Annotated in this window: 9 protein-coding genes; 2 read left to right on the forward strand and 7 right to left on the reverse strand. The window is 59.8% G+C overall.

Translation table 11 applies throughout. From position 1 onward, the window contains the following. Positions 1 to 171: 171 nt before the first annotated feature. Together RT131_RS08480 and RT131_RS08485 are read right to left on the reverse strand one after the other, a co-directional pair. Positions 172 to 522 carry a helix-turn-helix transcriptional regulator gene (locus RT131_RS08480; protein WP_049404629.1) on the reverse strand — a complete coding sequence of 117 codons (351 nt, stop codon included), beginning with the start codon at positions 520 to 522 and terminating at the stop codon, positions 172 to 174. Between the two features lie 74 nt (positions 523 to 596). After that, the gene (locus RT131_RS08485; protein ID WP_017354988.1) at positions 597 to 1,637 is read right to left on the reverse strand and encodes a DNA-binding protein; all 1,041 of its coding nucleotides are present in this window, start codon (positions 1,635 to 1,637) and stop codon (positions 597 to 599) included. A 272-nt stretch (positions 1,638 to 1,909) separates the two neighbouring features. Here RT131_RS08485 and RT131_RS08490 point away from each other — a divergent pair, with 272 nt between their 5' ends. Together RT131_RS08490 and RT131_RS08495 are read left to right on the forward strand one after the other, a co-directional pair. Beyond that, complete coding sequence (locus RT131_RS08490; RefSeq protein ID WP_313171985.1) at positions 1,910 to 3,490, forward strand: AAA family ATPase; 1,581 nt, start codon at positions 1,910 to 1,912, stop codon at positions 3,488 to 3,490. Beyond that, positions 3,468 to 4,565, forward strand: coding sequence for a UvrD-helicase domain-containing protein (locus RT131_RS08495; RefSeq protein ID WP_313171987.1), 1,098 nt, complete (start codon positions 3,468 to 3,470; stop codon positions 4,563 to 4,565). Before RT131_RS08490 ends, RT131_RS08495 begins: the two co-directional genes overlap by 23 nt. Before the next feature lie 12 nt (positions 4,566 to 4,577). Here the strand turns inward: RT131_RS08495 and RT131_RS08500 are convergent, their stop codons facing one another. The 5 genes from RT131_RS08500 to RT131_RS08520 form a co-directional block, all read right to left on the reverse strand. Beyond that, positions 4,578 to 4,856 carry a hypothetical protein gene (locus RT131_RS08500; RefSeq protein ID WP_027080079.1) on the reverse strand — a complete coding sequence of 93 codons (279 nt, stop codon included), beginning with the start codon at positions 4,854 to 4,856 and terminating at the stop codon, positions 4,578 to 4,580. Positions 4,857 to 5,243: 387 nt separating this feature from the next. Continuing rightward, a complete protein-coding gene (locus tag RT131_RS08505) occupies positions 5,244 to 5,966 on the reverse strand; it encodes a hypothetical protein (protein ID WP_017354992.1) in 723 nt (240 codons plus the stop codon). A gap of 82 nt (positions 5,967 to 6,048) precedes the next feature. Further along, on the reverse strand, positions 6,049 to 6,762 hold the full coding sequence (locus RT131_RS08510) for a response regulator transcription factor (RefSeq protein ID WP_313171990.1): 714 nt from the start codon (positions 6,760 to 6,762) through the stop codon (positions 6,049 to 6,051). A 1-nt stretch (position 6,763) separates the two neighbouring features. Beyond that, positions 6,764 to 9,223, reverse strand: a complete 2,460-nt coding sequence (locus RT131_RS08515; protein ID WP_313171992.1) for a heavy metal translocating P-type ATPase — start codon at positions 9,221 to 9,223, stop codon at positions 6,764 to 6,766. Positions 9,224 to 9,301: 78 nt separating this feature from the next. Beyond that, a complete protein-coding gene (locus RT131_RS08520) occupies positions 9,302 to 12,538 on the reverse strand; it encodes a CusA/CzcA family heavy metal efflux RND transporter (RefSeq protein ID WP_126941534.1) in 3,237 nt (1,078 codons plus the stop codon).

The following is a 12,538-nucleotide window of genomic DNA, read 5'->3' on the forward strand; positions in this document are numbered from 1 at the left end:
AAATCACTTTAGACAAGGCGCGTGTGTATCGGTCGTGAACAAAATCTCAAGTAGGCCTGAGATGCCGCCACTTGTCAGTCGCACTAGTCACGGCCACTGCAGCTCCCTCCAGGAGCGCCCAATGGGCGGGTTGAGGCGAAGGGTTGCCCATAGGGCTAGCGCTTGTTCGGTTTACTTCTCGGGTGTGGCCTCGATCAGCTTCACCAACTCCCGCTTCTGCTGCTTGCTTAGCGAGCCCCAGCGCAGGAGTAACTTGGCCAGCAGATCATCGTCGGTGTAAAGGAAGGCGGCGGGGATCCCCAACGCTTGGGCCAACCGCTCAGCAGTCTCCAGCTTGGGCTCGTGCTTGCCACGTTCGTACTGGTTGACTCGGGGGCTGGCCACGTAAGGATCCAGACCGGCCCGGATGCCCAACTCCTTCTGCGACAAACCCGTGTGCAGGCGGGCTTGTTGGAGGCGTCGAGCGAAGGTCGGTGTTGAGTCGACGGACAAAGTCACGCGCACCCCCCATGGAAACCCCATAAGGATGGCGGATGTGGGGTTAAGCCGAGATACGTGCAAAAATGCCCCCAGAATTTTTTTTTTCTTCCGTGAAATCATTTGGTTGCCGGATTTTTGTTGGTACCTGAACTGTCGGCGCGATCGGGCCGCAACTGCGCCAGCAACTGCTCCAAGGTGTCCTGGCGCACACCGGCACGCAACGCTTCGGCCTCGGCTTGTTCACGCCGTTCTCGCTCCTTGGCCAAGTCGGCGTGAGCATTGGCCAGCTTGACCCGTGCGCTCTCCAACGCTTGGGCGTCCTGGGTCCAGCGTGCCAGCAAGGCCTGGTACTCCGCAGCCGTAAGCCGCAGCGCGTCCAGCTCCTTCCGCTGGTCGTCCGCAGCTTGCCGCACCTGCGCCAGTTCCCTCTCTAGGCGGCTGTGGCGTTCCAGCCACTGCCCGTTGTCGCGGTTGAGCTGAACCAGTTCGTGGTTCTTGGCGGTCAGCGCCTCGTTGGCCTGGCGCAGCGCGACCTGCAGTTCCTGCACCTGGTGCTCGTGGCGGCGCTGTTCCTGTTCGCGTTGGTCCTTGACCGAGGTGCGGTAGTGCTCCAACGCCTCGCGAGCATGCTGGTGCTTCTGCTCCAGCGACTGGGCATGCGCCTCGTGCTCCGCCAGCCGCGCGGTCAGTCCCGCGATCCGTTCGCCGAGCTGCGCGACCTCGGTGACCCGTTCGGCCAAGGCCTGCTGGGCTGCGGCGTGGGTCGTCTTTTCTTCGCGTAAGGCAGTTTCAATGCGCTGAAGCTGCGCGCTCAGCGTGGACGCCTCCTGCTGGGTGCGTTCCAGCGCCTCGCTACGCTCCTGCAAGTGCGCTTCGAAGCGCTGCCGGGCCTCGGCGATTACAGCCTCGGCCTCCTCGTGTAGGCGACCGGCAAGCCGACCGACCAGGTCCTGTAGCGCGTCGCTGACCGCGACCTTGGCGCCAAGGCCTTGCCCTTCATCTTCTTCCAGCTCCTTCAGGTAGCGGTGAATGGTTGTCTTGGAGCCGGTGTTGCCCAGCGCCACCCGCACCGCGTCCACCGACGGGTGTTTGCCCTGTGCCCGCAGCGCATCGCGGGCCTTCTGGATGTCGCTCTTGTACAAGCCGCCGCGTGCCATCGCACTCTCCGACTATTTCGTAATGTATTACATACCACGTAATTACATACCAATCAAGTTACACTACTCGCCGAGTACGGGTCGTATCTAAAGGCGGGATAATATTGAATTATCCCGCGTAACCGGCGGTTCGGCCATTTCAAGTCGTCAAAACAGTACGAAACCGCCCAAGGCTGGCGATCGCTGGGTAGTATGGCCCAGAGCGGAAAGGAGGCCAGCCGGGGTGCAAGCAGGCGCCGCCACCGAACTCGTAGGCCATCAAAGGACTGTGCATGCCGATCGAACGTATCGTCGTCGACAATTTCAAGTCGTTTCGCCATCTGGACCTGCCCCTCAACGCCCACATGAACCTGGTGGTGGGCGACAACGAGGTCGGTAAGTCCACCCTGCTGGAGGCCATCCACGCGGTGGTCACCGGGCAACTGCATGGGCGCAATCTCGCCTACGAGCTCACGCCCTACCTGTTCCACCAGCCCGCGGTGCAGGAATATCTGGCGACCCTTGCTGCAGGCACGCCGGCTTCGCCGCCACGGATCTCCATCGAAGCCTATCTGGGCGCAGATGTCGCGCTGGCGTCGTTGCGCGGCACCAACAACTCCCTGCGCTTGGATACCGCCGGCATCCGGCTGCTGGTCGAGCTCAACGATGACTACCGCGAGGAGTTCAACGCCTACCTGCAGCAGCACCAGGGTGCGGTCAGCCTGCCGGTGGAGTACTACACGGTGCGCTGGTATTCCTTCGCCAACAATGGCGTCACCGCTCGCAGCATTCCGTTCGACTCGACCATCATCGACACTCACGGCATCAAGACCTTGTCCGGTGCCGATCGCTATATCGCCGGCATCATCGATCAGGCACTGACGCCTGCGCAGCGCGTCTCGCTGTCGCTGAGCTTCCGTCGCATGCGGCAGAGTTTTTCCGAAGAAGCCGATGTGGCGGCTATCAATGCCTACTTGACCGAGCACACCGGGGACATCAGCCATCGAGCGCTGACGGTGGGGGTGGATACATCGCCGCGCTCAACATGGGAAACCAGCTTGTCACCTTACCTGGATGAGCTCCCGTTCACCCAGGCCGGCAAGGGTGAGCAAAGCGCGGTGAAGATGAAGCTGGCGATGCACGCGGCCGGCGCTGCCCACGTGCTGCTGATCGAGGAGCCGGAGAACCATCTGTCCTATTCCAGCATGACCCAGCTGATCGACAAGATTGCGGCCCTCTCCACCGCCCAGCAGGTGATCATCGCCACCCACAGCAGCTTCGTGTTGAATAAGCTGGGCGTGGACAACGTGATCCTGTTCAGCGCGCAGGGCCAGATGAAGCTGGACCAGCTGCCGAGCGATACCCATGACTATTTCATGAAGCTGCCGGGCCACGACACGCTGCGGTTGATCCTGGCCAAGCAGGCGATCCTGGTGGAAGGCCCTTCCGACGAGCTGATCGTGCAGCGCGCCTACAGCGACCACCATGGCGTGGCGCCGATGGCTCATGGCGTAGACATCATTTCGGTCAAGTCGTTGGCATTCAAGCGCTTCTTGCAGATTGCAGATCGGCTGAGAATTCAGGCCAAGGTGATCACCGACAACGACGGCGACATCGCGGTTGTGCAGGAACGCTACGCCGACTATCCCAACGCCATCTACTACGATTCCGATGAGAGCGCCCCGTCGCTGGAAGAGCAGCTGATCAAAGCCAACTCGCTGGCCGAACTCAATACCGTGCTGGGCAAGACGTTTGCCGATGAGGTGGCGCTGCTCAAGTACATGAAGGGCCATAAGACCGATACGGCCCTGGCGATCTTCAACAGCCCGCACTCGATCAGGTTCCCGGACTATGTCCAGCGCGCCATCACCTAACCGGGTCCTGCTTTCGGCGGCCGGCTCGGGCAAGACCACCTTGCTGGTCCGGCAGGCCCTGGAGCGGCCTGGGCGTCGCATCGCGATTGTCACCTACACGCTGGAGAATCTAGAAGAGATCCGGCGCACGTTTGAGGTCCACGCCGGTGCGGTCCCCGTGCATGTCACTTTGCACAGCTGGTATGGCTTCCTGCTGTGCCAGTGCATCCGCCCGTACCAGGCAGCGCTTTGCCCTGAGCCTCGCATCGAGACCATCCTGTTCGTAGAAGGTGTCACCAATAACAGGGCCCCACGCACCCAGGTGGCGCGCCACTACTTGGCAGGCAACCGGATGTATTCGGACCGGGCGGCCGATTTCGCTGTGCGCTGCGATGAGCTGACCCAAGGTCAGGTCATGGCACGCCTGGCGGCCATGTACGACGAGCTCTACATCGACGAAGTTCAGGACCTCGCCGGCTTTGATCTGGATCTGGTCGAGCGGCTGTTGAAGAGCGGCATTGCCATCACGTTGGTGGGTGATACGCGGCAGGCGACGTATGCCACCAACTATGCTCAAAGGCACAGCCAGTATCGTGGACCCAATCTGGCAGCGCTGTTTCAGATTTGGGAGGCGGACGGCTTATGCCAGCTGGATCACCGCCTCATCAGCCTTCGCTGCGTCCAGGCCCTGTGCGATATGGCGGACACGCTCTATCCGCAGATGCCGCGAACCCAATCAGGCAATGGCGAGGTCACCGGGCACGATGGCATCTACCTCGTCGCTCCAGCGGATGTTGAAGCGTACATGCAGGAGTTTGCGCCCACCGTGCTCCGGCATGACCGGCGGCAAGCGTGCGACGGACTACCGGCCGTGAACTTTGGGCAGTGCAAGGGCCGCACCTACAGCCGGGTCCTCATCTTTCCGAACGGCCCGCTGACACAGTACCTGCGCACGGCAGATGCAGCGCGTATCACCGCGCCACCAAAGTACTACGTGGCCTTCACCCGGGCGCGGCAAAGCGTGGCCTTTGTGTATGCCGGCGCGTGCGCGTTGCCGGGTTATCAGCTCTATGCGCCTGCCAACGCAGACGCATAGAGCCACGGGCGATCACATTTTCTTCAAGGGCGCCGCGGTGGGCTGTGGTGGCACCGGACCCGGGTCGTTGAAGCACAGCATGACCTGATCGATGTCAAATTGATCGGCCAGCACGCGGGCGATCACCGCATGCACCAGGTCCAGGTCGACCGAGGGCGCAGCGACGGTGATGGTGGCCGCGATCGCACGACCGCGCTCTTTGGCGGGGACTAGGCGCAGGTCATCCACCGCTTTCACGCCGGGGTCGGTAAACATCGCCGTACGCACTTGTTCCAGCTCGGCTTCATTCATGTTGGCGGTGACTCCAGGGAATGTGATTGTCAGGCGGGATAGGTCTGAATCTTGCAATCAAAAAACACCGGCCTTGCCAGCAAGGTTGGTAGGCGGGGGACAGGCTCCGGCCGATGACGACTGTCGCCAGCGACCGCTGCAACCCTGAGCCCGCATCTTTGAGGCTCCGGTGGGCTTTGGGCGCATTGAAACCAGAAGTCGCCACCACGGACCTACCTCGGGGTATTGCTTCCGGCCCGTAGAAGACCTCCACAAACGTGATCTCGATGCGCCAACTCTCACAGAGCGAGACTGACGACGGGTGGTCCCATCCGCCCTTGCGTCATATTTGTCGCGCTCGCAGTTGTCAAGAATTAGCCTCCATGATTTGGATTGGTTGATCGGATCCTATTTCCTGCGAGGCTTGGACCGAAGCCCCGGTGGTCTGCGTTGCTTAATAGGTTGCTTCAATCTCCACCGGCTCCATTCACTAGTAGATCCTTCAGCTATGAAGGTGACCAGAACCCACTTCAGTAAGGGAGAGAACCCCACCTCAGCATCACGAAGCAGGTTGGCCCAATACCTTCCGACTAGGAAGGAGAATAGACTCATGGCAGTGACAGACGATGCGAACCACGGCCAACTGATGTCACTGACGTTCGCTTGGATGCCTTTCTTGTACATGTAAACTGCAAACACCAGAGCAGCGCACTGCATCGAGATCACAACCGCGGTCGGCGTCGCCCGGGCTCTGTGGAGGGCGGCGGCGAAGAGAGTCTCCGCAAACGAGAAGCCGATCAGCAATAGAGCTGCACTCAGCATCGCTGGACCGAACTCCGCAATTCCGGCGAGTGACAGCACGATTGGAAGGAATGCAAAGGGGAGTGGCTCCAAGCAGAGGGTTGGATAGAATTTCACGAACAGTGGCCATCTCTTTACCGCGACCAGAATGATGTCTTGCATCATCGCAACTACCAATGCAGCAGCCGCACTCGTTAGCGCAATCGACACCGGTATCCAAAACATCATCTCTTCTGATGCCGGCGCGAAGGGCACCATGGCCGCTGCGCCCCAAATCGCTGCGGCCAAGAACGCGCCAATTGGGAGTGCGGCTGGCTTCCACATGGTCATACTCTGATCAGAATACGTGGCCAAATAGTCAGGCGCTCAAGGTCTGCACTGACGGCTCTGCAGCCATGTCTACGCCTCACCGTCATAGGGCCTCCCTTCCCCGGGGGGGGGGCATAGGCCTTGATGGCGGTATCAGTCGATACCCAACCCGCGGCAGCGTCTGGATCATCTTTTCCTCAAACGGACCATCAATGCTTCGCCGCAGGCTGGACATCTGTGATCGCAGAAGATCCCCGTCGGGCAGGTCGTCACCCCAGAGAGTGTGCTCAAGCTGCCGCCTGGTCACAGCGGCAGGACTTGCCCGCATCAGCGCTTCAAGGAGCTTCCTGCAAGCTGGGTACAGATGCAGTCGTTTTCCAGCCCGTGTGGCCTCCAACGTACTCAGGTCCAACGTGAGCTCTCCGATCAGCAGTCGCCTCCTTGTTACGCGTCCCTCCGTACGGGAAACCAACGCCTCTAGGCGAACTTCGAGCTCCGGGAGCTCAAAAGGCTTGGTCACATAGTCATCTGCACCGGAGCGGAAAGCGATGATTTTGTCCGAGAGCGCAACCTTTGCAGCCAACATCACAACGGGAACTGAAACACCGTGATTCAACCGCAGCCTTCTCAGAACCTCCGGGCCTTCCATGCGAGGAAGCATCCAATCAAGAATGACTGCGTCGTAACCATTGGACGCCGCAAAGTGAAGGCCGGCGATGCCGTCCCCGATGGTATCAAGCTGATGCCCTCGGGCCTCGAAGTAGGCCAGAATCTTCAAAGCGACTTCTCGATCGCGCTCAATCACTAGAATTCGCATGTCACGACTGACGGAAGCCAAGGAGCCTCAGCGCATTGAATACAACCAACAAGGTTGAACCTTCATGCACTGCCACAGCCGGTCCAATGCCAAGACCTAGGATGGTCGCAGGAACCAACAACGCTACGACGCCCAGGCTCACATACACGTTCTGACGGATCACCCGTTTCGTGCGTCGACTAAGCGCTACAGAGAATGCAACCTGTCTCAAATCCTCAGACATAAGCGCGACGTCGGCAGTCTCCAGCGCTACGTCCGAAGAGGCGGCACCCATTGCAATTCCGACGCTGGCACTAGCCATTGCGGGTGCGTCATTCACACCGTCGCCGACCATTGCCACTCGCTCCGTCTCCTTCAACCGACGTATTGCCTTCACCTTGTCGTCAGGCATGAGATTTCCCCATGCCTCGTTTAGACCCACGTCCGTTGCCACGGCTTGAGCTACAGTCTGGTGGTCGCCAGAGATCATGATCATTCGTTGGATGCCCAAGCGCCTTAGCTTGTCCAGGGCTTCACGCGCCTCTGGCCGGGGCGTATCCATAAGGCCGATGACACCTAGGTCGCGATCACCTAGGCGAACGGCCATCGTGGTTCTGCCGGCGTTACGGAGCTCCTCAATGGCAGACTCCGCACCCGCGGATAGAGCGCCAATGCCGTCGTTACCGAACATTTCTGCCTTTCCTATCCACACGTCAATGCCGTTCACCTTCGCCTGAACGCCTCTTCCAGCGAAGTTAGCGAGGTCTGTCGCTACCATGACCGGTCCATCGCCCAGGCGAGTATTACCATCTCGAACGATAGCTGCGGCCAAAGGGTGGTCACTTAAAGCCTCGACGGCGACGGCAACGTGAAGCAGTTCCTGCTCTGTCGTTCCCTGCATCACTTTGATGTCGGTAATTCGCGGCTTGCCTTCAGTGAGCGTTCCAGTCTTGTCGAACGCGATGGCGCGGACCATGCCCAGCTCCTCCAATGGTGCGCCACCCTTGATGAGTACGCCACCTCGCGCAGCTCGCGCAATTCCCGCTAGAACCGCGCTTGGAGTCGCGATTGCCAGTGCGCAAGGGCTTGCCGCTACAAGTACCGCCATCGCTCGATAGAAGCTGTCGCGGAATGGCTCATCGATCACGATCCATGAGAAAAGTAACAGCACGGCCAAGATCAGAACAGCGGGAACGAATACCCTCTCAAACTTGTCTGTGAAGCGCTGCGTTGGCGATTTCCTGGTTTCGGCTTCGCTCACCATCTTGACTACGCGGGCCAGTGCCGATTCGCCTGATCGACGCGTGACTTCGACCTCTAGGACGCCGGAGCCATTGATAGTGCCGGCGAAGACGCGGGACTCCATTCCCACCGAATCAGGCCGACCCCGTGCCTGAGCAGGGTCAGTGACTTGCAACTTATCTACCGGAATGCTTTCCCCGGTGACAGGGGCTTGGTCAACGCTGCTAGTGCCTTTGACGACGAATCCGTCTGCCGGCATCCGATCATTGGGACGAACAACCACCACATCTCCAGGTATCAACGATTCAACCTTGACTTCCACGACCTGCCCATCCCTCAGCACCCTGGCGGTTTCTGGGGCAAGCTTTGCAAGAGCTTCAATCGCGCGCTTAGCCCGGCCCATCGCGTAGTGTTCAAGGGCATGACCTAGACTGAAGAGGAACAGAAGCAAGGCGCCTTCGGCCCATGCGCCCAGCGCTGCCGCACCTACCGCTGCAACCAGCATCAGAGTATCGATTTCAAAACGCTTCAGCTTGACGTTCTCAATCGCTTCGCCAAGCGTGAACCAGCCGCCAAAGAGGTAGGCAGCTACGTAAAATGCGGTAGGAATCCATGGCGTTTGGAGCAAGCCGAGCTTTTCAATCGCAAATCCCAGGATCAGGAGCAGGCCACAGGCAAGTGAGAAGATCAGCTCGCTATTGCCACCCAATACGCCCCCGTGGGAATGACCATGGTCTTGTCCGTCCTTGTGTTCGTGACCTTCGTGCTGATCTTTCAAGTCTTCCTTCGGACCGGATGCGCCTTGCCCTACACCCAGCGCGTGGAGCTCTGCTCTCAGCTCCGTCTCGCTTGTCTTGGTTTGATCGTATTCGAGGCTCACGCCGCCAGTCGGGCTGGTGGTGGCTTCAATGACCCCCGGCAAAGCGTGTAGTTGCCCTGCAATTGTTCGTGCTTTCCGGGCGTGAACTGCTGAACCCAGTTCCAAGGAGAGGTGACCATACCGCTCACCCAGCTTGACACCCATGGACGACGCCACCTCTCGCACTCGTTGAAGCGAGATGAGCTCGGGCGCGTAATGAATGCAAAGTGTTCCGCAAGCCCCATCGCTACCACCGCGCACGTGCACGCGTGATATTCCGTCCATTTCCTGAAGCCCGTCCACCAGCCTTTGGACGCAGTTATCGTCGTGAGAAACGCCTGGGAGTACGACCGGCAATTCGACTTCTGTGGTCAGGTTCATGTGTTCCCTCCAACGTCATAAGAATGGATCGGGAAGTCCGGCAGGCAGATACGCTGCCGGACACAAACACTCCATCAATCAGGGAACATTTCCCGGTTGCCCTTTGGGATCTGGCTTGGCCAGGCGCCCCGCAAATGTCGGCAGCACAAGAAGTGTCAGCACTGTTGCGGTCAACAGGCCGCCAATGACCACCGTGGCGAGAGGCTTCTGCACCTCAGCACCAGATCCACTCGCAATAGCCATCGGAATGAAGCCGACGATCGCCACCAGCGCGGTGGTCACCACAGCTCGAATTCGGCTGCCGGCACCGTTCATTGCAGCGATCAATGGACTGTCACCAGCATCAAGCCTCTCTCTGATGGCTTGCATGAGCACCAATCCGTTCAGCGTCGCAACACCCGATACCGCGATGAATCCGACAGCGGCAGATACCGAGAACGGCATACCACGCACCAGCAATGCGAGAATTCCGCCAACCAGGGCAAGCGGGACGCAGGTGAACACCAGACTCGCCTCCTTCGCACTGCCCAATGCCATGAACAGAAGACTTCCGATCAGCAGGAAGACAATCGGCACAACTGTCATGAGTCGCCTTTCCGCCCGCTGCAAGTTCTCGAACTGACCGCCCCACGTCATGTGGGCGCCTGGTGGAAGCTTCACGTCCTTCACCGCAGCTTGGGCCTCTCCGACAAACCCGCCCAAGTCACGACCGCGAACATTAGCCTGCACCACGACACGACGGCTCCCGTTGTTTCGACTGATCTGGTTCGGCCCCTCGCTGATCTCAATGCGTGCGACAGAGGAGAGCGGCACGATGCCCCCAGTTGGGGTTGCAATCGGCAGCGATGCGAGCTGATCGGGGTCATTGCGTGCATCGTCGCCGAGGCGCACCACAACATCGAACCGGCGGTCGCCCTCGAAGATCTTGCCTGCCGCAGCGCCGCCAATGCCGGTTGAAAGTGCGTCGCTCACGTCCGCCGCCGTGAGGCCATACTGCGCAGCTGCAAGATGATCGATTGCCACATTGAGCGTGGGCAGGCCGGAAATCTGTTCAACACGGACATCCGCTGCGCCCTGAGTATTTCTCAGCTTCAGCGCGACCTGGTCAGCAACAGCTTGCAGTTGCTCGAAGTTATCGCCGTAAATCATGACGGCTAGGTCCGTACGTACACCTGAGATCAGCTCATTGAAGCGCAGCTCGATGGGCTGGCTGAATTCAAAGCTGTTGCCTATCTGCGAGGCGGCGATCGTCTCAAACCTTGCAATCAGATCCTCCTTGCTCAGGGAAGAGTCTGGCCACTCCTTTCTCGGCTTAAGTACGATCACACTGTCGGAGATGTTGGTCGGCATGGGGTCGATAGCTGCTTCGGCAGTACCGGTCCTCGAGAAGACCGTCACAACCTCTGGTTCAGCAGCAATGGCCTTCTCCAGCGCCAACTGCATAGCCAACGATTGCTCAAGCGACGTAGATGGCACACGCAACGCCTGCATAGCGAGGTTTCCCTCATCAAGCGTTGGCATGAATTCTCGACCCAGCATCGTAAAGCCGACCACGCCCATTGCGAGCATCACGAGGGCGCCAGCGAACACTGCCTTGGGCCTACGAATCGCCGCTTGGATCACCGGTTCGATGCGGCCGCGCAGGACGCGGATGATGGCAGTCTCATGTTCTTCGTCCTGGTCGCCCTCGTGTCCTTCCTTCTTCGCGTGGAGCTTGGGCTCCCTGACCAGCAGGGCAGCCATCGCCGGTACGAAGGTAAAGGAGAAGATGAATGCGCCAACGAGGGCGAGCATGAAGGTGGCGGCCATCGGGTGGAACGTCTTGCCTTCCACACCTTCCAAGGTAAGGATCGGTGCGAACACCAACAGGATGATCACCTGACCGAAGGCTGCAGGACGCGCCATCTTCCTCGCCGAGTCGGCGGCCACACGCAGTCGCTCCATGGCATTGAGGGGTCGGCCAAGTTCGGCACGCCGCTTGCCAAGCATCAGCAGGGTGGACTCGATCACAATTACCGCGCCATCTACAAGGATGCCGAAGTCCAGCGCACCCAAGCTCATCAGGTTGCCGCTGATACCGAACTTGTTCATGCCGATAACAGCGAACAGGAACGATAGCGGAATGACCAATGCGGTGATGGCTGCCGCACGCAGGTTGCCCAGGAGCAGGAACAGCACAACTACGACCAGCAGGGCACCTTCGGTCAGGTTCTTGGCGACAGTCTTGACAGTGGAGTTAACCAGCACACTACGGTCCAGCACTGGCTCTGCGAAGATATCGGCGGGCAGAGATTCATTGACCTGTGCCAGGCGCTCAGCTGCAGCTTGAGCGACGGTGCGGCTGTTGCCGCCGGCGATCATCAGTGCCGTGCCCAGTACTGCCTCATGACCATTTCGGCTAGCTGCACCAAGCCGTGGGGCGCGCCCCATACCGACCTCGGCAACATCAGCCACCCGGATGACCACACCGTCCTTGGTGGCCACCGGCGACTGAGCCAAGTCGTCGGTCGTCAGGGCAAGGCCGTCTGCCCTAACGACCAGGCCTTCGCCCGCACGCTGGACGAAACCCGCGCCAGCCTGGACGTTGGAGCGTTCTAGTGCTTGGACCAGATCGGCCAGACCCAAGTTGTATGCCGCCAGTCGAGCGCTGTCGGGGTAGATGCCGTATTCCTTGACGTACCCACCCACCGTATCAACACCGGCCAGGCCGGGGCTGGAGCGCATCTGTGGTGCGATGATCCAGTCCTGGACAGTACGCAGGTACGTTGCGCGCTCCTGGGCGGTTCCAAGACGATCGCCCTCTGGTGTCAGGTAGACCTCACCCTCTTGCCAGCCAGCCTGGCCGGGCTTGGCCAGCTTCTTGGGGTCGAATGGCTTGAAGTCCACCGTCCACATGAGAACCTCGCCCAGCCCGGTTGTAACCGGAGAGAGCATGGGGGACACGCCCTCGGGCAGATCTCCGGCAGCCTCCCGCATCCGCTCTGCCACCTGCTGGCGGGCGAAATAGATGTCGGTCTGATCAGTGAAGATCGCGGTGACCTGAGAGAAGCCATTGCGTGATAGGGAGCGAGTGGTGTTCAGACCTGGGATGCCGGCCAAGGCCGTCTCCAGAGGATAGGTGACCTGGCGTTCAATCTGCTCCGGAGTAAGGGCAGGTGCGATGGTATTGATCTGAACCTGGCGGTTGGTGATATCTGGTACAGCATCGACTGGCAGCTTGCTCAGTTGGAACAAGCCAAAGCAGGCAATCGAAGCAGCCAGAAACACCACGAGCCAACGGAACTTGACCGCTGCTTCAATGATGATCTTGAACAT

This window comes from Stenotrophomonas sp., assembly GCF_032066555.1.
Classification (GTDB): Bacteria; Pseudomonadota; Gammaproteobacteria; order Xanthomonadales; family Xanthomonadaceae; genus Stenotrophomonas.